Source organism: Micromonospora lupini, from assembly GCF_026342015.1.
Lineage (GTDB): Bacteria > Actinomycetota > Actinomycetes > Mycobacteriales > Micromonosporaceae > Micromonospora > Micromonospora lupini_B.
In genome coordinates this window covers 1,778,880-1,800,547 of record NZ_JAPENL010000001.1, presented here as the reverse complement: position 1 = coordinate 1,800,547, position 21,668 = coordinate 1,778,880, and the positions used below count along the sequence as shown (strand labels likewise).

Genomic DNA, 21,668 nt, shown 5'->3' with positions numbered 1-21,668 from the left:
GTGACGCTGTTGGAGACGTCTCGGTGCGGCGGTGCCCTGAGCGAGGGTCGGGCTTCAGCGGGGCGGCGCGGGAAGGCCGGCGGCGACCTGGGCGAAGGCGTCGGTGATGAGGCGCTCGATCGGGGTGGGCGGGTCGGGGCTGTCGAGATAGTGCTGCATGGCGACGGCGACTGCCGCGCTGGCGGCGGCCGCGACGAGCCGGGGAAACATGTCGGTGGCGAGGTCGGTGCCTGTGCGCTCGGCGACCGCGGCGGCCAACTCGGCCTCGGCGATCGCGACGGCCCGCAGTCGCTCGCCCTGCAGGGCGGGCTCGGCGAGCATGGTGCGGACGCCGGCCACCCACTGGGCGTGCGCGGGCGACGGCATGGCATCGACCTCGGGGCCGCGCGTGAACTGTTCCAGCGAGGCCTGGGTGAGCGCCGCCCAGAGCGGCTCGTCGGCGGGGCGTTCGCGCAGCGCGGCGGCGGTGCGCATGCTGCGGTCGAGGTGGCGGGAGGCGATCGCCTCGGCCTTGCTGGAGAAGTAGTTGTTGAAGGTGCGCGGGGAGACGCCTGCCGCCTCGGCGATGTCCTCGACGCGGACGTTGTCGTAGCCGCGCTCGGCGGTGAGGTGGATCGCGGCCCAGCCGAGCGCCGCCCGCGTCTCGGCCTTCTTGCGCTCCCGTAACCCCGTCATGCCACAACGGTAGCACTAGTTGCGCGTCCCGCAAAGATGCGCGTTACGCAATTAAGCTCGGCGCGCAGCCCAGCGGTGCCGCCTCACTCGACAGGTAGGCGGTAGCCGAGTCCTCGTACCGTCTGAATCAACTCGGGCCGACCCAGTTTGGCGCGCAGCGCCGCCACGTGGACCGCCAGGGTGTGCCGGCCCGACCAGGTGGTCTGCCACACATCAAGCATGATGCGCTCGCGTGGGAGCGCGAGGCCGGGCCGGCGGGCGAGCGAGGCCAGGATGTCGAATTCCTTGCGGGTCAACGACACCGGACGGGCGTCCACGTGCACCGTGCGGCCCGAGAGGTCGATCCGTAACCCGCCCACGTCGATGATGTCGCCGGGCGGCGGGCCCTGCCGCGTTGTTCGTCGCAGCAATGCCTCGATGCGCGCCTGCAGCTCATCCATTGCGAACGGCTTGACGACATAGTCGTCGGCGCCCGTCCGCAGTCCGGCGATGCCGTCGCGTTCTTCGCCCCGTTCGGTGACCGCGATGATGCCCAGCTCGGCGCTGCGTTCTCGCAGTGCCCGGCACACGCCGAGACCCGCACCGTCGGGCAGGTGGAGATTCAGCAGGACCAGGTCGCAGGGGGCCGCCGCGAGCGCCGCCGCGGCGCTCGACGCCTGTTCCACCTGATAACCGCGCCGCCGCAGCCTCGAATCCATGGCCGCGGAGATCCGCCGGTCATTCTCCACGAGCAAGATCCGCATCGCCCCCGCCTGTCACCGTCGCGGCGCCCACCCGCCGCCGGACGAGAGCAGGATCGGCGCCGGGCCAGGGCGGCCGGCGACGACGTCGCTGCACCTCGTCAGCCCCGAACGGACGGGGGGTCGTTCCGGTGCGAATAACAGCCGACAACGCTGAGGCCGCACTGATTTCCCGCTGAGGCGGCGGTCGGATGGGCGGACGTCGAGGGCATGAGGTGTACGTGTCCCGCACGGAATGCTGTTCGGTGGGTGACTCGCCGTCGAGGCGTCGCGATCGAACTTGAGAGAGTCTTTATGGACGTCCCGGCTAGCCGAGCAGTGCCGCCTCGGCGGCGCCGATCTCCCGGAACAGCTCGTGCGCCGCCCGCCACCGGGTCTGGGCCGCCGACGGGCGACCCAGGGCCGCGTCCGCGTGGCCGAGGGTGATCAACGTGCGGGCGTACGACAGGCGCTGCCCCGCCCGGCGTTGGACGCGCAGTGCCTGACGGCCCTCGACGAGGCACCCCGCGGGATCGCCGAGGCCCAGGATCGCGGCGGCGAGGCGGCTGCGCGCCTGACCAGCCATCAGCTTGTACCCACCGGAGCGGGCCGCCGCCATCGCACTGCTGGCGTGTTCGTGGGCGCTGTCGAACTCCTTACGGGCTGCGCAGAGGTCGGAGAGCAGCATCAGCGCCTCGACTCTGCCGCGCTCGTTGCCGGGACGGTCCACAAGTGCCATCACCAGCTCAAGCCGGCGGTCCGCCTCGGAGAGGCGGTCCTGTCGCAGCAGTACCTCGGCGAGCGCGGTCTGGGTGACCACCTCCAGTTGGTCGTCCTGTAGCCCGTGGACGATGTCGAGGCCGAGGTCGAGCACCTCCTCGGCCTCCGCGTAGCGGCCCGCGTCGCCGTGTACGCGGCCGAGCGTGGTGAGCGAGGCGGCCTCCTCGTGCCGCGCGCCGATCGTCCTGACGATGCGTACCGCCTCCTCCGCCGCCGCCCGCGCGTCGTCGAGCTTGCCCAGCTCCCGGGCGACCAGCGCGAGGTTCTCGCTGGCCACGGCTGCCCCCAGATGTTGGCCGGTCTCCCGCAGCAGCCGCATCGCCAGCTCGCCGTGCTGGGCGGCTGCGGCCAGCTCGCCCACTTCCTCGCAGGCGGCGGCCAGGTTGGCGAGTGTGCCGGCCTCCGCTCGGCGGTCGCCGATCGTCCGGTCGATGGCGAGGGCCTGCTCGAAACGGCTGATCGCGGCCCGAGGTCGGCCCAGTTGAGCCAGTGTGATGCCGATGCTGCAGTGTGCCGCCGAGGCGCCGACCTGCCAATCGGCTCGGGCAGCGAGGGCCGCGACCGCCTCGTACTCGGTGCGGGCGGCGCGCAGATCGCCGGCCCGCCAGTTCAGCAGGCCCAGACTCTGCCGCATCACGGCCTCGCCGCGCAGGTCGCCGTCGCGGCGGGCCGCTCTCAGTCCGGTCTGGGCGATCGACCGCCACTGGCTCAGCGGTGTCCGCATACGGAGAAAGTCGTACGGGACGTGGGCGAGTTGCCACGCCATCCGGTGTCGGCCATCGGCAGCCGCGTGCTCCAACGCGGCAACCAGGTTCGCCGACTCCGCAACGAGCCACTCACGGGCGTGCGCCTGGTCATCGAGCTGCGGCACCCACACGCCGGGTGGTGGCGGGTCCGGCGGCAGGCGGAGCCGCGACGGTCCGTTCAGCACGGTGCTTGCCTGCGCGACCGCGTGCAGGTAGAAGTGCAGCAGCCGGTGCACGGCGGCGGCGTTGTCGGCCGCGTCGCCATGTTCGGCGGCGAGTTGCGCCGCGTATTCGAGCAGCAGGTCGTGGCTGACGATCCGGGCCGTCCGGGTGATTCGGATCAGGTGCAGCCGGGCGAGGGCGTCGATGAGCGGTTCGAGGTCGTCGCAGGACAGGCCGGCCAGCGCTGCTGCCGCGGGCAGGGCGACGCCCGCCGGCGCCGGCACCAGCCCGAGCAGTCGGAACACGCGACCCGCTGGAGCCGGGAGCGCCTGGTACGACAGCTCGAAGGCGGCCCGGACCGCGGAGCTGTCGTCACCGTCGACTCGTAGCTGCGCGACCCGGCCCCGCGCGATCAGCTCGTCGAGGTGCCTGCGCACGCTCACGTGTGCCCGGTCGGCCAGGCGTGCCCCGGCGATGCGCAGGGCCAACGGCAGATGTCCACAGACCTCGGCCAGCTCGCGAGCAGCCATCGGGTCGGCGTTGAACCGCTCGGCGCCGGCGGTGCCGACGAGCAGTTCCACCGCGTCGGCGGCGGGGAGGACGTCGAGCGTGAGCCGTGCGGCTCCATCACGGGCGACCAGGCCGCTGAGCCTGTCTCGGCTGGTCACCACGACCAGACAGCCTGGGCCGCCGGGGATGAGTGGCCGGATCTGGTCGGCATTGGCGACGTTGTCCAGCAGGAGCAGAACCCGCCGGCCGGCGAGCGCCGACCGGTACAGCGCGACTTGCGCGTCCGCCTCGGGCGGTATCCGTTCGGCGGGTACGCCAAGCGCGTCCAGCAACAGCGGCAGCGCCTCGCCGGGGGTCCGGCGTGGACGCGGATGGAACCCGCGCATGTCGAGGAACAGGTGCCCGTCGGGGAACTGGTGGTGGACGTCGTGCGCCCATCGCACGGCCAGGCTGGTCTTGCCGGCCCCCGCGGGGCCGCAGACGACGGTGATCGGTGATGACCGCGTCTGCAGCACCTCGTTGAGGACTGCCAGCTCCCGGTGGCGACCGACGAAGCCGGGGGTGACCGCGGGGAGTTGCCGCGGCACCTCTCCGGTCGGATCCCGTGCCCACTGCCCCGGGGGTTTCGCGGTGGGCTCGGTGCCGGCGAGCATGGCGCGGTAGGCCTGCTGGAGCTCCTCGCCCGGCTCGATGCCGAGCCTCTCGACAAGGCTCTCGCGGACCCGGCGGAACAGCGTCAGCGCGTCGACCCGACGGCCGCACCGGTGCAGCGCGATGAGGAGTGCCAACGCGAGCCGCTCCCGGACCGGGTTCTCAGCCAGCACGTCGGAGAGTCCGTCGATGATCTCAGCGTATCGGCCCAGCCTGAGGTCGAGGTCGGCACGCAGCTCAAGTGCCGCGAACCGCTCTTCGGTGAGCTGCGGGGCGACGAGTTCGTCCAGCCACGGGCCGGCGACATCGGCCAGTGCCGGCCCGCGCCACTGGCGCAGAGCACTGTCGACCAGTTCACGAGCCGGTTCCGCCTCGCGCGTCCGCGCCTGGAGCAGGAGATGACGAAATTCGTGCAGATCCACCGCGGACCGGTCGGCGGTCAGCCGATAGCCGGGCCCCGTCGCGACCAGTTCGACCGACCGTGGCGACAGGTCGACCGAGTTGAACAGGGCCCGTAATCGGGAGACACAGCCCTGCACCGCGTTGCGGGCCGATCGGGGTGGTGCCGAACCCCACAGTGCCGTCACCAGGCGATCGAAGGAGACGATGTTTCCGCATTCCAGCGCCAGCATGGCCAGCACGGTGCGGTGCTGCGCGGCAGACGGGCCAAGCCAGCGGGTGCCGTGCCACACGCCGACCGGACCCAGGAGCCGGATCCGCAGGCCGTCCTCGACTTGGTCCACGTCAGGTCCGATCCGTAGGTAACCCCGACTCCGGAAATGATCTCACCAACGGCATGCCCCCGACTGCCCATCGAAGCTCGTACCTGGACATTCTTGCGTGTCGTGGATCACTGCGCCGTCGATGCCCGGGGACCGGTGCGCCGGCTGCGGTGGCGCGGCGAGACAGCCGCTCGTCGCGGTTGCTTTGGTCAAGATCTCTTCAAGAACACCTCCCGGCCCTGGACCCTTCGAATGTTCGCTTGAAACGGTTGTGGGCATGGGCCGGGGCAGCATCGATGCCCGGAGAGACATCGACCCTGCCAAAAGTCCGGGACGCCGTTCGTCGTTCCGCGGACCGGTCACGGCAGCCCGGAGAGGTGGTCGACGAGTGGGCTGGCAGTCCTGCCGCGGCGTTTCTCCGGACCTGCGGGTTATCGCTCGATACGGGCACCGATACCGGTAGATCGTCCTCATGGACCAGATCCGAGGAGTGCGGATGAACCAGGAAAAGGGACTATCACGGCGGCAGATCCTTCGGGTGGGCGCCGTGGTGGGATCGGCTGTCACAGTGGTGGCCGTCTCGGGCGAGTCGGCGTCGGCCGACCCCGGGACGGATGCCGCGCAGGCCGGGTCGCGCGGTGAACTCGCCCGCGTGTCGACTGTGGAGACCGGCGGCGCGGTGGTGGGTACGCCGAGGGTGGCGAACCGCACCGCGATCCGGGCCGCGGAGCGTGTTCCGTTCGCCGGCTTCCCCGAGGGCATCGCCCCACGGCCGGGCGACCTGGTCACGGTGACCGACCTGTGGCCCGGTCTCGCGGTGGCCGCCGTGCCGGTGGTGCACTGGGTGACGGGAGTGCCGAAGCGAGACGGCAGCGGCTATGCCGTCGCGGGTCAGCGGCTGGCCGCGTCGCCGTTGCTCGACAGGCGGACCGCGCGGCGCGTACGGGTCTGCGTCCTGGACACGGAACTGGCCGACGCCCAGGTCCTCGCGGTCGTCGCAGCCTGAGATGCTGCCGGTGATCGACGCCTCGGTGCGGATCGTCGCGGCTGCCGTCCTGCTCTACACGGCAGGTCAGAAGCTCGCCGCACCCGCCGCCTTCCGCCACACGCTCGTGGCGCTCAGGATGCCGCACCCGCGTGGCCTGTCCGTTCTGGTCAGCGGTGTGGAGCTGGTCACCGCGGTCCTCCTGCTGACCGCACCCCGTGCCTGGGTGACAGCGGGCCTGGTGGTCGCACTCGGCGGGTCGTTCGCAGGCGCGGCGACGATCGCCCTGGTCCGGGGTGCGTCAGTGCGCTGCGCCTGCTTCGGCGGCACGTCCGAGGCCAAGCTGGGGTGGACGCAGCTCGCGCTGCTCCCGATCTGGCTCGCCGTCGCCGCGACAGCGCACACCGGCACGTCGGATCTGCTCGTCGGTCCGGACGCCGTCGCGCTGACGGCGCTGGGGCTGTGCGTGGTGACCGTCATCCGTCAGCTGTTGCCTCTGGCCCTGCGGAGCTGGAGCTACCTCAAAGTGTTGGAGAGTCAATGGGCTTCCTCTGGGTCGTCGTCGCCGCACTGAGCGTGCTGATGGGAATCTGCGTGTTGGCGCTGATCGACCAATACCAAACCCTGGAACTTATCCGTACGTCCCTCAAGCTCGAAGACAACCCGTCGCCGATCCCGATCCCGATGGACGATTCGATCAAACCCTCCCTGGTGGGGCTCCCGTCACGGCTCGATGTGCAGCCGCACCTCGCGCTGCTCTTTCTGTCCGTGTCCTGCACGACCTGCCGATCGATCGCAGAGGGTCTGCGTCGCAAGGATCAGGAACTCGTCTGGGTCGTCCTGCAGCAGGCGCATTCCGAGGAGGAGGGTCGCGCGTGGCTGGCAGGACTGAACATGCCGCTGGATCGGGCGACCATCGATGTCGACGAACGAGTCGCGCGGGCCATCGGCATCGACACCGTGCCGTCGGTGGTCCTCTACCGCTCGGGTGAGGCGTTCCTCGCCCAGACGCTGCCGTCATTCCGACAACTACAACCGCTGTTGAACGCCCGCACCGTCCCCACCAGCCTGCCCGTCGCGAAGGAAGGAACCGTACGGCTATGACGAATCAGATGGAGTGCGTGACACCGACCGAGACGGCGGTGTTGACCGACCGCCGTCGTAGCCGCCGATTCGCCCTCATGGGCGCGGCCTCGTCGGTCGTCGCGGGCCTGGCCACCGTGCTGAAGGCATCTCCGGCGGTCGCCGACTGCCTGGGGTCGCCCTGCTGCTCGCTGGCCAGTTGCACCCGGTGCCACTACCAGGTCGAACCCGATCGATACACCTGCCCGTCGGGCTATTACCGTACGTTCTGGACCTGCACCAGCGGCGGCCGCACGTACGGCTGCGGTGAATGCAGCAAGAGCAAGACCACGTGCTGGTCAGGTCCCTTCGCCTGCTCGATCTGGTACGTATGGTAGTTCTGTGGACAATCGTGCTCGCCGCGGTGGCGGGCTTCGCTCAGCTCTTCAGCCCTTGAGGTCAATCCTTCATCGGAGTCATCCGCCCCTTCGTGCAAGGGGACTCGTCCCGTCTCGTTCGAAGCGGTCTCCGCTTCGTCGCCGTACTGTCCGTCGCGCACATCGCCATGGCGGGCTTCGTCACCGCTTCGCTGTACCAGATCGGCACACTGTTCGCCGGGCGGCTCGACACCCGGGTCGCTGTGGGGCTGTGTCTGACGGCGGCACTGGTGGCGGCGTCCTTCGACGTGCAGGCGATCCGGACCGACTCGTACGCCCCCGGGCTGCGACGGCAGACGTCCAAGGAACTCGGTCATCGGGAGAACATCCCCTGGTGGGTTCCGCCGATGATCTGGGGCCTGGACACCGGACTCATGTGGAGCACCTTCAGGGTGTCGGCGACGACCTGGGTCCTGTTGGTGGCGGCGTTGCTCAACGTCGCCCCGCAATGGAGTGGGCTGGTGTTCGGCCTCGCGTTCACCGGACCGCTGGTCGTGGCGATTCTCGCCGGTCACGGAAGCGTGAGTGACCTTGGGCGTCCCGGGCCACGACGGCTGGTGCAGTCCGCGGCGGTCGCCACGGCGTTGCTGCCGGCCATCGTGGTGGTCGTGACGTCCGCGATCTGAGGTTCGGTCGGGGCCCCGATACCGGGGCCCCGACCGAACCGTGCCGTCACGCTGGTCGGCCGCGGCCCGCAACCACGGGTACGGTTTCGGTGCTCGACACGCACGGGCACCGGCGACACGGTGCCGGGCGGGAGCGGGCCGACCCGGTGGCGACGGAACGGGGAAGGGAGCGAGGGTGGCGCAGCGGAGAGCACTCGTGGTTCGGGGCGGATGGGAGGGGCACCAGCCGGTCGAGGCGACCGAGTTGTTCATCCCCTTCCTCGAACGAAGCGGTTACGCCGTACGGGTCGAGGAGTCGGCGGAGATCTACGCCGACGCCGCCGAGATGGCCGACACCGACCTCGTCGTGCAGTGCATGACGATGTCCGAGATCACTACCGCCCAGTCGGCCGGCCTGAGCGCGGCGGTCATCGCCGGCACCGGCTTCACCGGTTGGCACGGCGGGATCGTGGACTCGTTCCGGGCGTCCTCGGAGTACCTGCATCTGGTGGGCGGCCAGTTCGCGACCCACCCGGGCAAGGAGCCGTGTGAGCGGCACGGCGACGCGGCGGACAACTTCCTGCCGCACACGGTGCGCATCACCGACCTCGGCCGGAAGCATCCGATCACCGCGGGTGTCGAGGACTTCGACCTGGTCACCGAGCAGTACTGGGTGCTGCACGACGACCTGATCGACGTCCTGGCCGTCACCACCCACCCCACGCAGCAGTGGCATCCCTGGCACCGGCCGGTCACCTCGCCGGCGATCTGGACCCGGCGCTGGGGTGCCGGGCGCATCGTCGTGACGACACCGGGACACAGCCTCGACGTGCTGGAGCACGCGGGCGTACGTACCGTCATCGAGAGGGGGATGGTGTGGGCGACCCGCACGGCGTCGGCATCGTAGGTCTCGGGGTCATCTCCCGCGCGTACCTGGACACCCTCGCGAACCACCCTGCCGTGCGCATCGTCGCCCTGGCCGACCTCGACGCCTCCCGGTCGGCCGCGGTCGCGGCCGCTGTCCCCGGCAGCGAGGCGTCCAGCGTGGAGCATCTGCTCGCCCGCCCGGACGTGCAGACGGTCCTCAACCTCACGATCCCCGCGGCGCATGCCGACATCTCGCTCGGCGCGATCGACGCGGGCAAGAACGTGTACGTCGAGAAGCCACTCGCTGTGACGTTCCCGGACGGCCGCTCGATCATGGAGCGGGCCACGGCGGCTCGCGTCCACGTGGGATGCGCACCGGACACCGTCCTGGGGACGGGCACGCAGACGGCGCGGGCGGCTGTCGACGACGGGCTGATCGGACGCCCGCTGTCGGCGACGGCAGTCATGGTCACGCCGGGGCACGAGCGCTGGCATCCCCACCCCGACTTCTACTACGTCGCCGGCGGCGGCCCGTTGCTGGACATGGGGCCGTACTACATCTCGGCGCTCATCCACCTGCTCGGGCCGGTGCGCGCGGTGGTCGGGGCCGCCAGCCGCCTGCGCGCCGAGCGCGTCATCGGCTCGGGTCCGCGCGCCGGCCAGCGGATTCCGGTGGAGGTGGACACCCACGTCACAGGCGTACTCGAACATGTCAGCGGCGCTCTCTCCACCATCACCACGAGCTTCGACGGCGTCGCGACCACCGCCGCACCGATCGAGGTCCACGGGGAGACCGGGACCCTCGCCGTACCCGACCCGAACAATTTCGACGGGACGGTCCGCCTCCGCGCGCTCGGCGACACCGAATGGCGCGTCCTCGAACCGCGGGCCGGGTACGCCGAGGGCTCCCGGGGCATCGGCCTGATCGACCTTGTCCGAGCCGACGGTCAGCGTCCACCGCGGGCCGACGGCGCCATCGCGCTGCACGTCCTCGAGACGATGACCACCCTGCTCCGGTCGGCGGCCGAGGGCCGGCGCATCGAGCTGACGACTGCGGCGCAGCGGCCCGCGCCGGTCCCGCTCACTCCGCTGGACGACTGGAAGACCCGGCTGGACCGGGACGGCTACCGCCCGGAGTGACCGGAGCTGCTGGCCGTCACCGTGTGCGGCTGTGGCGACGATACGTCAGGGGGCCCAGGGGGCGGCGATGTTCCAGGTACTGTCGGCCGCCCAGAGGGTGGGCGTGTTGTAGGCGTCGCCGCCCGTGCCGTTGCTGAGCCAGACCTCCGAGTTGTAGTGCCTGAGGTACTTGCCGCGGAAGTTGTACGACTCCAGTGAGACGCCGCTGCCGGTCAGTCCCACCCGTGCGCACCAGGTGGCATCGGCCCGCAGGAGCGCCGACCCGTCGTCAGGCGAGTTGCGGACCCGGGAATCCTGGTGCCGTAGGTATTGACCGGGATAGTTGACCGACTCGAAGGAGTAGCAGGCGCCGTCGGCCAGGCCGGGTCGGACGGTGTACGTCGCGTCGTTCTTGAGCAGCGTCGAACTGCCCGCGTCGACCACCTCGGTGTACGCCAGGCTGTTCTGGTGGCGCAGGTACCTGTTGGTGTAGCCGGGGGTGGTCACCTGCAGCGATCGGCGGGTGTTGACCGGCAGGGCGACGGGGGCGGAGCTGCCGATCGTCCGGGAGGCGTTGACGAGGGCGGTGTTGGCCGCGCGGACGCGGGCCTGGTCCATCTTGACCACCTGCCGGTCGTAGGTGAGGAAGCCGTTCAACTCCCCCTCCTGGTCGGCGATCTCGGTGTAGATCGAGGCGCTGAGACCCTTGCCGAGCATCAGGTTCCGCGCACCCTCCACCAGCCCCACGTACCGGTCGGTGAGCGCGGCGGAGGTGGGTTGCCACTCGTAGGCGAAGAACTGCCCGTTCGGGCTGTACTCGTGGCCCGGTGTGCGCAGGCCCAGCCCGCCGAACTCGCCGAGCACCGCGATCCGGCTGCTCGACGGCGAGGGTGAGTCCGGACCCAGGTAGGCGTGCCAGTCGTCGATGTCGCCGTTGCCGGGGTCACCGAGGGACTGGCAGCAGTTGTGCCCGCTGTGCGGGTTGACAAGCCGGGTGGGGTCCTGAGTCTTGATGTTCTGCGCGACGCGGCGGGTGTCGGCCAGGCTGCGTTCGCCCCAGCCCTCGTTGTAGGGCGTGTACGCGACGACCGCGGGGGAGCTGCGGTGCTCGTCGACGATCTCGCGCGCCTCGTTCTCGAACTGCGCCTGCTGGGCATCTGTGGGGTCGATGTTCTGCGCGGTAAGCGACGGGATGTCCTGCCAGACAAGCAGGCCGAGCCGGTCTGCGTGGTAGAACCAGCGCTGCGGTTCGACCTTGATGTGCTTGCGCACCATGTTGAAGCCCAGGTCCTTGTGTTTCTGCAGGTCGAAGGCGAGGGCGGCGTCGGTCGGCGCGGTGTAGAGCCCGTCCGGCCAGAAGCCCTGGTCGAGGGTGCCGACCTGGAACACGAACTGGCCGTTGAGCTTGGGGCGCAGCACCCCGTTCACCAGGCCCGTGGTGGTTTCCCGCATGCCGAAGTAGTGGGCGGTCTGGTCGACTGTCGCGCCGCTGGCGTTGCGCAGGCGAACCCGCAGGTTGTAGAGGAACGGGTCGTCGGGTGACCACCGGCGGGCGTTGGGCACCGGCACGCTGAAGTCGGTGAAGCCGCCGGCGGCCGACCCGACGACTGTGCTTCCGTTCAGCGCCTCGGCGAGCACGCTGTGGCCGCTCACGTCGCCCCGGGTGAAGACCCGGACCCGCAGGGTGTTGGTGGCGAGGTTCGGGTAGACGTCCACGCTGCTGATGGAGGCGGCGGGCACCGGCTCCATCCACACTGTCTGCCAGATGCCCGAGCTGGGGGTGTAGAAGATCCCCCCGGGCTGCTTGGTCTGCTTTCCGATCGGGGGAAGGCTGCCGTTCTGCCGCGTGTCGGTGGGGTCCCAGACCTTGACGACGATCTCGTTGGCGCCGGCGGTGAGCTGGGGGGTCACGTCGAAGGTGAAGGCGTCGTAGCCACCCGTGTGCGCACCGACCCGGACGCCGTTGACCCAGACGGTGCTCTGCCAGTCGACCGCGCCGAAGTGCAGCAGCGTCCGCCGTCCCGACCAGTTCGTCGGGACGGTGACGGTGCGCCGGTAGAACAGGTAGTTGCGGTTGTCGTTGGCCGCCCGCTTGATGCCGGAGAGCGCGCTCTCGACCGGGAAGGGCACGTTCACCCGCTCGGGCAGGTCGGTGCCGAACTGCGGGGCGTCGTCGGTGGCGGACTGGCGTAGCTGCCACTCGCCGTTGAGGTTGAGCCAGTCCGGCCTGGTCATCTGCGGTCGCGGGTACTCCGGCAGGGGCGTTCCGGCCAGCGCCTGGCTGGTCCACGGGGTGGTCAGCGGCGGCGTCTTGGCCGGTGCGGCCCGCACCGGTCGGGCGGGCGCGGCGATGACGCCGACGAGGAGGGTGAGGAGCAGCAGTAGGGGCAGGGCGGGGCGGGTGGTGACCTGACGTGTCATGCCGTCTCCCGGAGGGCGGGTCGCCGCGGGCCGTGCAGCCGAGCCCGAAGCGCGCGGGCGGTGGGCGTCGGGTGGCACCCGTACCACGTTATAGAGGCACAGCGGGCCTCCCGTCAATTGCTCCCCATCGATGCTTTGTGGTCATACCCCGATCGTCGTACGGACAGGGGCGACCGCCCCGGCCGGAGCCGAGGCGGTCGGTTGCGGGGTGCCCCCCGTAGGCGCGCCCCGCGCGTCCTCAGTGGTTGTTGTTCAGCCAGATGCAGGAGTTGTCGCTACCCGTCCACCGCCAGCACAGGTTGTCGCGGGTCTGCGGCCCGTACTCGCCGTCGGCCGAGATGCCGATGTCGGCCTGGACGCTGCGCAACGCGCTCTGGGTGTAGCCGCCGAAGTCGTTGTCGACTCCGTTGGGGCCGAGGTACCTCCCGTAGATCCCTGTCAGCGTGCGCTGGAGTTCACCGACGCCCGAGCTGTGGTCGCCGCGGATCAGCAGGCAGTTGAAGTTGATGGTGCTGCTGACGTACGCCGGGATCCAGGCCGTCGCACCGCGGGCGCCGGACCACGTGGAGGTGTAGACGCCCGCGCCGTTGCAGTGCGGCAGGGCGGCCTGAGCGGGCGAGGAGATCGCCACCGCGCCGCCCACGGTGGTGACGGTGAGCAGAGCGGTGAGGCCGAGGCGGAGGAGACGTCGGAACATGGGAACCCCCAGGTCGAGGTGTGGGTCGCACGCGCATCGCTGCGGCGCGCGGCTTGCCTCACAATCGTTTCGTCCGCCGCGTAGCCCGGACAGGAGCCGGACCGGAGATTGACCGGCACTTCGCGCTCTCAGCGCAGTGCGGCGAGTTTGGCCTCGATCGCGTCGGTGTCGGCCTCCCGCAGCGACACGAGGATGTCCAGCGCCTGCTGCCAGGCCGTGCGGGCCGAACCGGTGTCGCCCGCGGCCACGTGAGCGTCGCCGAGGCTCACAAGCGCATCCGCCTCCAACCGTCGGTGACCGATCTCGCGGCGCAGCCGGACCGCGTGCCCATGGCAGGTCACCGCCTCCGTGTACGCGTCGAGTTGCAGGTGTGCGTGCCCGAGACTGGCCCAGGTGATCGCCTGGCCGAGGACGTTGTCGACCGACGTGAACAGGGCCAGCGCCTGTTCGCAGCTCTCGATCGCGGCGTGGTGGTCACCGAGCTGGCTGTGCGACCAGCCGACCGCGTTGAGCGCGAAGGCCTGGCCGGTGACATGCCCGGCCTGCCGGTGCAGGCGCAGCGCCTCCCGGGCGTGGTCGAGGGCCAACTCGGGCTGACCGGTCCGGTCGCGGATCCACCCGAGGTTGAGTTCGACCCGGGCCTGCCCGGCCAGGTCGCCCAGCCGCCGGTACCTGTCGTACGCCGACTCCAGGTGGTGCTGCGCGTCGGCGTACTGCTGTCGCGCGATGTCGGCGAAGCCGAGCACCCCGTGGGCGTACGCCTCGGCCCGGTCGTCGGCCAGCCGGACGGCCGCCGCCAGCGCCGCCTGCAGGCTGCTGGCCCAGTCCTCCCAGTAGCCGCGCTGGTTGAGGTAGGTGGTGATGGCCCAGGCGAGGTGACACGTGTGCCTGTCGAAGCCGTGGCTGCTGGCCAGCCGCAGGGCTGAGAGCAGCACCTGGTGCTCGTCGGCGAACCACCACATGGCCGCGTCCCGGTCGGGCAGCGCCACCGGAGCGACCCCGGGCCCCGGCGGATCGATCGGCAACCGGTCCCGCTGCGGATAGACCAGCTCGTCGGCGGCGTACGCGACCGAGAGGTAGTGGTCGAGCAGGCGGGACCGGGCGGCGTGACGGTTCGCGTCGCTGTCCTCGGCGGTCGTCAGCTCGGCGGCGTACGCGCGCAGCAGATCGTGGTACGTGTACCGTCCGGGGCGGTGCTCGCTCAGCAGGTGGGCGCGGGTCAGCTCGGCCAGGTGGCGGTGGGCCTGAGCGGGCGTGATCCCCGCGAGACTGGCCGCCGCCGCGACGGCGAAGTCCGGCCCCGGATGGACGCTCAGCAACCGGAACAGCCGGGCGGTGAGCGGGTCGAGGGTCCGGTACGACCACGACATGACCAGCCGCAGGTCGGTGACCGGTTCGCCGCCGTCGAAGGCGTCCAGGCGCCCCGCCATCGGGCGGAGATTCGCCGCCAGCTCCAGCAGGCGAAATCCACTGTGAATGGCCGCTCGGGCGGCGACGACTGCCAACGCCAGAGGCAACCCGGCGGAGGCGCCGACGATCACGTCGACGGCCTCGGGCTCGGCGGTCACGCGCTCCGCGCCGAGGCGTCGGGTCAGCAGTTCGCGGGAGTCGCCACCGGACATGACGTCCAGGGTGATCGGATGGGCGCCGTTCACGCTTACCAGACCCAGGAACTGGTCCCGACTGGTGACGAGGACGAAGCAGCCCGGCGCGCCCGGCAGGAGCGGACGTACCTGGTCGGCATCGCCGGCGTTGTCCAGGACGACAAGCACCCGGCGACCGCCCAGCAGACTGCGATATCGCGCCACCTGCTCGTCCAGGGTGGTCGGCGGTCGGGCACCCGGTCCCGCGAGAGCGTTGACGAATCCGGCGAGCGCCGTGCTCGGGCTGACCGGGACGCCGCCCGGGTCGAAACCGCGCAGGTTGACGTAGAGCTGGCCGTCGGGGAAGTGGGCGGCGACGCGATGCGCCCAGTGCACCGCGAGCGCGGTCTTACCCACCCCGGCGGTGCCGGACACGATCGCGAGTCCCATCGCTGTCGGTTGCTCCACCACCCGGGCCAGGATCTCGTCGAGGCGAGCCAGAGAGCCTGCTCGGCCGACGAAACCGAAGCCGTCCGCCGGCAACTGCGCCGGAACGCCGCCCGTGGCGGCAGGCGTCGGTGTACCGGAGAGAAACCGGTCCCGTCGGACCCCGCGCAGGCCGAAGGCGTCGGCCAGCAGCAGCATCGTCGCGGGTCGCGGCCGCGCGATCCGGCCCGCCTCCAGGTCCCGGAGGTGCCGGACCGACAGCCCCGTCTTCGCGGCCAGATCCTCCTGCGTCAGCGCGCTGTGCCGCCGCAGCTCCTGTACGGCCTCCCCGAACACGGGGATCACGGTATCGACGGCAATCGGTGGGGACAATCGGCCATACGACGCAAGAGGCACGTCGGTGGTGACAGCGGAGGCGCACAGGGCCGTCAGATGGTGATGACGACCTTCGCCCGCGCGTGCTCGCCTTCGACGTACCGCATCGCCGCGGGCACCTCGTGGAGTGGATACGTACGGTCGATGACCGGGGTGAGACGGCCGGCTTCGACGTAGCCGCGCAGCGCGTCGAGGTGCGGTCGGCTCGGCGTCGTCGCGAGCGTGACGATGCGCTGCCGGACCAGCGGTGCCAGCAGCCGTCCGCGCGCGATAAGCCAGACCGGTCCGATGAGACTGCCACCGTCGTACACGCCGCCACCGGAGAGCACGAGCGTCCCGGTCGGTGTCAGCGCCCGCAACAGCTCGCTGAGTGGGCGGTTGCCGACCAGGTCGAACACGACGTCGTGGCGGTCCGCGCCATCGGCGAAGTCGTCCCGTCGGTAGTCGACGACGTGGTCGGCGCCGAGGGAACGGACCAGGTCGACGTTGCGGGCGCTGCACACGGCGGTCACGGTGGCGCCGAGCGCCTTGCCCAGTTGCACGGCGAGGGTGCCGACGCCGCCCGAGGCGCCGTTGATGAGCACACGGTGGCCGGGCTCGACCCGACCGACGTCGCGAAGTCCCATGAGCGCGGTGACGCCGGCCAGCGGCAGGGCCGCCGCCTGCTGCGGCGTCAGGTTCGCGGGCGTCGCCGCGACAAGCGTCTCGGGCACGCACACGTACTCGGCGAACGCGCCATTGGCGTCACCGAGGTCACCGAAGACGGCGTCGCCCGGGCGTAGCTGCCGGACCTCCGCGCCGACGGCCTCCACCCGGCCCGCGACGTCGCGGCCACGGATGCGCGCCCGGGGCCGCGTCCGGCCCAGCGCCAACCGCGCCATCCGGGGATCACCCCGCATGGCATGCCAGTCGTACGCGTTGAGCGAGGCGGCCTCCACCCGGACGAGCACCTCGTCGGGAGCGGGCGTCGGCGTGGCGACCTCGGCGAGCGCGAGCGTCTCCGGTGGGCCGTATCGGTCCTGAACGATCGCCTTCATGGTCCCTCCCGGGGGTGTACGGCGTACACCGACGGTAGGTGTACGCTGTACACCTGTCAAGGCGGTTATGGTTCAACAACCGCCGGACAGGACGAGGACGAGATGGCTGAGCAGGCTGAGACGCTGCGCCGGACGCCGCTGAGCAGGGACCGCGTCCTGCGTGCCGCAGTGACGCTCGCCGACGAGACAGGCATCGAATCCCTCAGCATGCGCAACCTCGCCCAGGATCTCGGCGTCGTGCCGATGGCCCTCTACAAGCACGTGGCCAACAAGGACGAGCTGCTCGACGGCATGATCGACGTGATCGTCGGCCAGATCGACCCGCCCGCGTCCGACACCCCCTGGAAGGACGCCGTCCGCAGTCGCATCCTCTCGGCGCGGGAGGTGCTGCGCCGGCACCCCTGGGCGCCGCTCGCGATCGAGTCCCGGACGATGGCGACGCCTGCCGTCCTCGCCTACCTCGACTCGGTGGTCGCGACCTTCACGGCCGGCGGGTTCTCCGCCAACCTCGCCCACCACGTGATGCACACGATGGGCAGCCGGGTTCTGGGCTTCAGCCAGGAACTGTTCGACGCCTCCCGCCAGGCCGGTCGGTCCGGCGCCACAAGCCCCGAGCCGCCCGCCGCCCTACCGCCGGAGTTCGCCGCCCGGTTCCCCCACCTGGCGGAGATCGCCGGGGCGGCGTCCCACGACGACCAGTCGATCGTGGGGGACGGCTGCGATGACCAGTTCGAGTTCGAGTTCGCTCTGGACCTGCTGCTTGACGGCATCGAACGGCTGCACCAGCAGGGCTGGACCTCGCCGCGCCGAAACGGGTGAGGCGAGAGCCGGCGTCGGCGGGTGCGACCCTGATTCTTCACCCCGATGTCACCACCCGACCCCACGGGTGACGTGTCGGTGTCCGTCGGCAGGGGTTCGCTGTCAGCCGTCGCACTTGTCCTGACCAGGAGCTGATCCGCGTGCCTTCCTCCCGTCGTACCTTCCTCGCTGGCGGCGCCGCCGCCGGTGTGGGCCTTGCCGTCGCCGGCGGCCTGCCGTCCCTGGCGCAGGCCAGCCCCGCTCGGCCGCACCCGCCGGTGCAGGGCGGTCACGTGCCCTTCCCGCCGCTCGTCGACGATCCCCAGGGGATCCTGGCCCTGCCCGAGGGCTTCAGCTACACAGTTGTCACCCGGACCGGCGTCACCCGACTCGACCGTGGTCAGGGCGCGACGCCGTCGGACCACGACGGCATGGCCGTCTACGACGCCGGCCACGGCCGCTACACACTCATCCAGAACCACGAGATCGACCCGGGCGCCGAGTTCGGCGTACCGCACGTCAAGGGCACGGTCTACGACGCGGGCGCCGTCGACGCCGGTGGTTGCACCGTGATCCGGACGGACCGTGCGGGCCGCAACCTGGGCGAGTTCGTCGCGCTCTCCGGCACCATCTCCAACTGCGCCGGCGGGCCGACCCCCTGGGGGACCTGGCTGAGCTGCGAGGAGGCCGAGGACCGGGCCGGCGACGAGTGGGAGGAGAGCGGCCGCACCGGCACCTTCCAGAAGGACCACGGGTACGTCTTCGAGGTCTGGGCCGACGGCAGCGCCGACCCGCGGCCGATCAAGTGCCTGGGCCGCTACTCCCACGAGGCAGTGGCGGTCGACAAGGACCGGACCCACGTCTACCTCTCCGAGGACGCGGACGAGCCCAACGGCCTCTTCTACCGCTGGACGGCCCCGACCGGGGTCAAGCTGGGCCCCGGCGTGCTGACCCGCCTCGCGCCGAACGCCGGCGTCCTCGCGGCGATGCAGATCATCATGGACGACGGCTCCGTGCTGCCGGACGTCGCCTACCTGACCTCCGCCCAGCTGGGCCGCCCCTTCCCGGTGCGGTGGATCGAGGTGCCGGACCGCGACGCGCGGACCACGTCCGTCCGCGAGCAGTTCGCCGACGGCCAGGTCACCCGGGGACGCAAGTTCGAGGGCGTGTGGGCCACCGACGAGGGCGTGTACGTGGTCAACTCGTACGCCTGGGACGACGGTGACCTGCCGGCGGACGCCGCGCCGCACGACGGCATGGTCTGGTTCTACAACTTCCGGACGCAGACCATCCAACTGGTGACCTACTTCCCGCACCAGACGGCCTCCGAGGAGGGCACGCCTGTCAAGTACACGGACCTCACCTTCGACGGCCCGGACAACGTGACAGTCACCCCGTGGGGCAGCCTGGTGCTCGCCGAGGACGGCACCGGCGCCTCCCACGTGCTCAGCACGATCCCGGGCGGGCCGACGTACCCGATCGCCCGCAACCAGCTCAACGACTCGGAGTTCTGCGGGCCGACCTTCACGGCCGACGGCAGGGTGCTCTTCGTCAACATGCAGGACCCCGGCCTCACCCTGGCCATCACCGGCCCGTGGGAGAAGTACCTGGGCTGAGGGCACGCCACACCGACCGGTGGGGATCGGGAGACCTGCCTGATTCCCACCGGCCCGGCGGCCGTGCCGGAGATCGCCGACAATGGCAAGGGTGGACCCGGCTTTCGTCCTGCACCACCACCGCAGACCACGACCGCACTTCGACCTGCGGCTCGAGGAGAACGGTGTGCTGCGCTCGTGGGCGGTTCCCCGTGGCCTGCCGGACAGTCCCCGCGACAACCGGCTCGCCATCGCGGTGCCTGACCACCACCTTGATCACCTCACCTACGAGGACGCCGACAAGTCGATCGCCGACATCGGCACCTGGGAGGAGCACGACCGCACCGACCGCCGGATGCTGTTCACGCTGCACGGGCGATCCGGCCGCAGGCGGTACGCGCTCATCCGCACCGGCGAGGGGTGGCTGCTGCACCTGACGAAGGAGCAGCCGTCGGGCTGAGGCTCGCGCGGAACGGTGTGGCGACGGCTCCGGGCCGGCCGGGTGCGGTCGGCCCGGAACGTGCAGTGGTCAGCCGACCTGCACCAGGCGCCAGTTGTTGCGGGTGCTGCCGTTGTCCGAGTACTGGACGGCCTGCGTGCCCCAGGTGCTTGAGCCGTTGAGGATGGCGAGCACCTTGCCGCTGTTGACGTTGCGGATCCGGTAGGAGCCGTCGCTGTTGGCCACCAGCGTCCAGCGGTGGTCGGCGGTGCCGTTGTCGCTCCACTGCAGGACGCGGGCGTTGTCGGCGGTCGACATGTTCTCGACGCCGAGGACCTTGCCGCTGTTGGCGTTGCGGAACCGGAACGCGCTGCCGTCGGTGACCCGGACCCAGTTGTGGTCGGCGGTGCCGGTGTCGCCCCACACCACGGCCAGACCGCCGTCGGCGGTGGACATGTTCTGTACGCCGAGGACCACGCCGGTGTCGACGTTCACCAGCTTGTAGGTGTCCCCGGTGGGGGTGCCGCCGCCGCTCACGTTGGCCACGAAGGTCATCACGCTTCGCGCGGGCAGCGACACGGTGAGGGAGCCGTTCGACATGGTGAGCGCACCCTGGGGCGCGACGGTCCTGCTCCCGTCGGTCAGCCAGTTCGAGACGCTGCCGGACGCGGTGGTGTTCGACAGGGTGAACTGCTGGCTCACCGACGAGGTGTTCTTGTTGACGGCGACGATCACGACGGTGTCACCACCCCGGTACGCCGAGACGTAGACGTTAGAGGCAGGGTTCGCAGTCGCGTCGACCCGCACGTACCCGGGGCGGACGAACCTGGCGAAGTGCGCCATCATCGCGCCCCGCTTGCTGATCTGGCCGTCCTCGCGCATGGGGCCGTAGCTGCGCCGCAGGTACCACCAGACGTACGCCTGGAATTCCGCGTCCACCATGGCGTGGTGGATGTGCTCGCCCACGTCGAGCGCCTCCGGCCAGGCGTCGCCGGAGTTGGTGTTGCTGTTGGGGTAGTAGACCTCCGTCATCCAGAGTTCCTTGCCCGCGCCCTTCTGCTTGAACAGCGGGTAGGGGAAGTTCGAGTACGACGTGCCGTAGAGGTGCGCGCCGATGATGTCCACGTTCGCGAGAGCCGTGGAGTCGTTGAGGATCGGGTCCGACATGGACTTCACGTACTGGAAGGACTCGGGCGCGATGACTCTGGTGCTGATCGAGCCGGCGTTCTCCCGCAGGAACCGGACCATCTCCGTGGACGTCCACCACGTCCACTCCGTCGCGTAGTCGGGCTCGTTCTGCACCGAGATGGCGTACAGGTTGACCCCGTTGTTGCGCAGGTGCGTGGTGAAGTCGTTCAGGTGCTGGGCGTAGGCGCCGTACGAGCTGTACCTGAGGCGCTTCGCGTTGGTCTGACCGCCGCGGGTGAAGGTCTCGATCATGCTGGCCGGGGGATTCCACGGCGACGCGAAGACTGTCACGCCCAGTTCGGCCGCGCGCTGCGCCGTCGCCAGGTCGGCGCTCCAGTCCGCCTGGTTCTCGTTGACGGGGATCCGTAGCACGGAGAAGCCCAGCCGGCCCTCGCCGGTGCCGAACGCCGTCTCCCGCTGGGCGGCCGTCAGGTCGCCGATCCAGGCGGCGTGGGCCATCGCGCCGAAGCCGCGGATCGTCTGCCGCTGCGCCGACAGGTTGATGCTCGCCGCAGCCGCCGAGGCTTCCGTGGCCCCCGCGACAGCCGCGACTGTCGCGACGGGCACGGCGCCCATGGTCGTCAGGATGGTTCTCCGGCTCACCAGTCTGCGCTCGCCGCGTACCGGCTCGTTCTGATCGTTCGTCATGTCTCGTCCTCCTGGGTGGTGGTGGTACGCGCCGTCACGGTCCCGTCGGCCCGGCCGGCACCGGCCTACGACGTCGCCACCGAGAGTGACGGTGGGTCAGGTGGCGACGACCCTTCTGATTTCGATCGAGTGACGTAACTGTTAACGCTAACAATCACCGGAGTCTAAGTTCCGCCCGTGCCAGGGGTCAAGAACGCGGATGGCAGTGAGCGGGCAAACTCTCTGCGTCACCGCCCGAGGAGGAGTGGTCCCAGGTCAGGGGCTTCATCGCACCGCGCGGTCCGCGAGCATCCCCGAGGTGCGAACCTGTGGACGGCGACCGCGGCCCTGGATTCAGGGGCCTGACTAATGTCATGCCGACCGGTGCGCCCCGCATCGCAGTCCGTGACTAAGCGCACTG

At 70.6% G+C, this 21,668-nt stretch carries 18 protein-coding genes; 10 read left to right on the top strand and 8 right to left on the bottom strand.

Annotated elements, in window-relative coordinates; all coding sequences use genetic code 11:
• Positions 1-54 precede the first annotated feature (54 nt).
• The 3 genes from OOJ91_RS07950 to OOJ91_RS07940 all read right to left on the bottom strand — a co-directional run bounded on the left by OOJ91_RS07950 (position 55) and on the right by OOJ91_RS07940 (position 4,986).
• The gene (locus tag OOJ91_RS07950) at positions 55-675 is read right to left on the bottom strand and encodes an acyl-CoA-like ligand-binding transcription factor (protein ID WP_266243960.1); all 621 of its coding nucleotides are present in this window, start codon (positions 673-675) and stop codon (positions 55-57) included.
• Between the two features lie 83 nt (positions 676-758).
• Positions 759-1,418 (bottom strand): response regulator transcription factor, encoded by a 660-nt coding sequence (locus tag OOJ91_RS07945; protein ID WP_266243958.1) that lies wholly within the window; start codon positions 1,416-1,418, stop codon positions 759-761.
• Positions 1,419-1,722: 304 nt separating this feature from the next.
• The gene (locus OOJ91_RS07940) at positions 1,723-4,986 is read right to left on the bottom strand and encodes an AfsR/SARP family transcriptional regulator (RefSeq protein WP_266243957.1); all 3,264 of its coding nucleotides are present in this window, start codon (positions 4,984-4,986) and stop codon (positions 1,723-1,725) included.
• A 526-nt stretch (positions 4,987-5,512) separates the two neighbouring features.
• Here OOJ91_RS07940 and OOJ91_RS07935 point away from each other — a divergent pair.
• The 7 genes from OOJ91_RS07935 to OOJ91_RS07905 all read left to right on the top strand — a co-directional run bounded on the left by OOJ91_RS07935 (position 5,513) and on the right by OOJ91_RS07905 (position 10,061).
• Positions 5,513-5,971, top strand: a complete 459-nt coding sequence (locus tag OOJ91_RS07935; RefSeq protein ID WP_266243955.1) for a hypothetical protein — start codon at positions 5,513-5,515, stop codon at positions 5,969-5,971.
• Between the two features lies 1 nt (position 5,972).
• Complete coding sequence (locus OOJ91_RS07930; RefSeq protein ID WP_266243954.1) at positions 5,973-6,524, top strand: MauE/DoxX family redox-associated membrane protein; 552 nt, start codon at positions 5,973-5,975, stop codon at positions 6,522-6,524.
• The gene (locus OOJ91_RS07925; RefSeq protein WP_266243952.1) at positions 6,491-7,054 is read left to right on the top strand and encodes a hypothetical protein; all 564 of its coding nucleotides are present in this window, start codon (positions 6,491-6,493) and stop codon (positions 7,052-7,054) included. The genes OOJ91_RS07930 and OOJ91_RS07925 overlap by 34 nt, the downstream gene beginning before the upstream one ends.
• Positions 7,055-7,071: 17 nt before the next feature.
• Positions 7,072-7,410 (top strand): hypothetical protein, encoded by a 339-nt coding sequence (locus OOJ91_RS07920; protein WP_266243951.1) that lies wholly within the window; start codon positions 7,072-7,074, stop codon positions 7,408-7,410.
• Positions 7,411-7,577: 167 nt separating this feature from the next.
• Positions 7,578-8,075 (top strand): hypothetical protein, encoded by a 498-nt coding sequence (locus tag OOJ91_RS07915; RefSeq protein ID WP_266243950.1) that lies wholly within the window; start codon positions 7,578-7,580, stop codon positions 8,073-8,075.
• Positions 8,076-8,250: 175 nt separating this feature from the next.
• Entirely contained in the window at positions 8,251-8,961 is a 711-nt protein-coding gene (locus tag OOJ91_RS07910; protein WP_266243949.1) for a ThuA domain-containing protein, read from the top strand.
• Positions 8,931-10,061, top strand: a complete 1,131-nt coding sequence (locus OOJ91_RS07905) for a Gfo/Idh/MocA family protein (protein WP_266243948.1) — start codon at positions 8,931-8,933, stop codon at positions 10,059-10,061. The genes OOJ91_RS07910 and OOJ91_RS07905 overlap by 31 nt, the downstream gene beginning before the upstream one ends.
• Before the next feature lie 45 nt (positions 10,062-10,106).
• Here OOJ91_RS07905 and OOJ91_RS07900 read toward each other — a convergent pair whose 3' ends face one another.
• The 4 genes from OOJ91_RS07900 to OOJ91_RS07885 form a co-directional block, all read right to left on the bottom strand.
• Positions 10,107-12,461 (bottom strand): AbfB domain-containing protein, encoded by a 2,355-nt coding sequence (locus OOJ91_RS07900; RefSeq protein ID WP_266243947.1) that lies wholly within the window; start codon positions 12,459-12,461, stop codon positions 10,107-10,109.
• 238 nt (positions 12,462-12,699) lie between these two features.
• Positions 12,700-13,158, bottom strand: a complete 459-nt coding sequence (locus tag OOJ91_RS07895) for a peptidoglycan-binding domain-containing protein (RefSeq protein WP_266243946.1) — start codon at positions 13,156-13,158, stop codon at positions 12,700-12,702.
• A 128-nt stretch (positions 13,159-13,286) separates the two neighbouring features.
• Positions 13,287-15,524, bottom strand: coding sequence for an ATP-binding protein (locus tag OOJ91_RS07890; RefSeq protein WP_266243945.1), 2,238 nt, complete (start codon positions 15,522-15,524; stop codon positions 13,287-13,289).
• Between the two features lie 92 nt (positions 15,525-15,616).
• Positions 15,617-16,600, bottom strand: a complete 984-nt coding sequence (locus OOJ91_RS07885; RefSeq protein ID WP_266243943.1) for an NAD(P)-dependent alcohol dehydrogenase — start codon at positions 16,598-16,600, stop codon at positions 15,617-15,619.
• Positions 16,601-16,702: 102 nt separating this feature from the next.
• Here OOJ91_RS07885 and OOJ91_RS07880 point away from each other — a divergent pair, with 102 nt between their 5' ends.
• The 3 genes from OOJ91_RS07880 (at position 16,703) to OOJ91_RS07870 (ending at position 19,453) form a co-directional block, all read left to right on the top strand.
• Positions 16,703-17,419: a TetR/AcrR family transcriptional regulator gene (locus OOJ91_RS07880; protein ID WP_266243942.1), complete on the top strand. Its 717-nt coding sequence runs from the start codon at positions 16,703-16,705 to the stop codon at positions 17,417-17,419.
• Between the two features lie 140 nt (positions 17,420-17,559).
• Entirely contained in the window at positions 17,560-19,014 is a 1,455-nt protein-coding gene (locus OOJ91_RS07875; RefSeq protein ID WP_266243941.1) for an alkaline phosphatase PhoX, read from the top strand.
• An 82-nt stretch (positions 19,015-19,096) separates the two neighbouring features.
• Complete coding sequence (locus OOJ91_RS07870; RefSeq protein ID WP_266243940.1) at positions 19,097-19,453, top strand: DNA polymerase ligase N-terminal domain-containing protein; 357 nt, start codon at positions 19,097-19,099, stop codon at positions 19,451-19,453.
• 69 nt (positions 19,454-19,522) lie between these two features.
• Here the strand turns inward: OOJ91_RS07870 and OOJ91_RS34355 are convergent, their stop codons facing one another.
• Positions 19,523-21,268: an RICIN domain-containing protein gene (locus OOJ91_RS34355; RefSeq protein ID WP_323178427.1), complete on the bottom strand. Its 1,746-nt coding sequence runs from the start codon at positions 21,266-21,268 to the stop codon at positions 19,523-19,525.
• Between the last annotated feature and the right edge of the window lie 400 nt (positions 21,269-21,668).

Coding starts and splice junctions, on each gene's coding strand:
- OOJ91_RS07950 (WP_266243960.1), bottom strand. CDS start 675: ATGACGGGGTTACGGGAGCGCAAGAAGGCCGAGACGCGGGCGGCGCTC.
- OOJ91_RS07945 (WP_266243958.1), bottom strand. CDS start 1,418: ATGCGGATCTTGCTCGTGGAGAATGACCGGCGGATCTCCGCGGCCATG.
- OOJ91_RS07930 (WP_266243954.1), top strand. CDS start 5,973: ATGCTGCCGGTGATCGACGCCTCGGTGCGGATCGTCGCGGCTGCCGTC.
- OOJ91_RS07925 (WP_266243952.1), top strand. CDS start 6,491: ATGGGCTTCCTCTGGGTCGTCGTCGCCGCACTGAGCGTGCTGATGGGA.
- OOJ91_RS07915 (WP_266243950.1), top strand. CDS start 7,578: ATGGCGGGCTTCGTCACCGCTTCGCTGTACCAGATCGGCACACTGTTC.
- OOJ91_RS07900 (WP_266243947.1), bottom strand. CDS start 12,461: ATGACACGTCAGGTCACCACCCGCCCCGCCCTGCCCCTACTGCTGCTC.
- OOJ91_RS07895 (WP_266243946.1), bottom strand. CDS start 13,158: ATGTTCCGACGTCTCCTCCGCCTCGGCCTCACCGCTCTGCTCACCGTC.
- OOJ91_RS07885 (WP_266243943.1), bottom strand. CDS start 16,600: ATGAAGGCGATCGTTCAGGACCGATACGGCCCACCGGAGACGCTCGCG.
- OOJ91_RS07880 (WP_266243942.1), top strand. CDS start 16,703: ATGGCTGAGCAGGCTGAGACGCTGCGCCGGACGCCGCTGAGCAGGGAC.
- OOJ91_RS07870 (WP_266243940.1), top strand. CDS start 19,097: ATGGCAAGGGTGGACCCGGCTTTCGTCCTGCACCACCACCGCAGACCA.
- OOJ91_RS34355 (WP_323178427.1), bottom strand. CDS start 21,268: ATGACGAACGATCAGAACGAGCCGGTACGCGGCGAGCGCAGACTGGTG.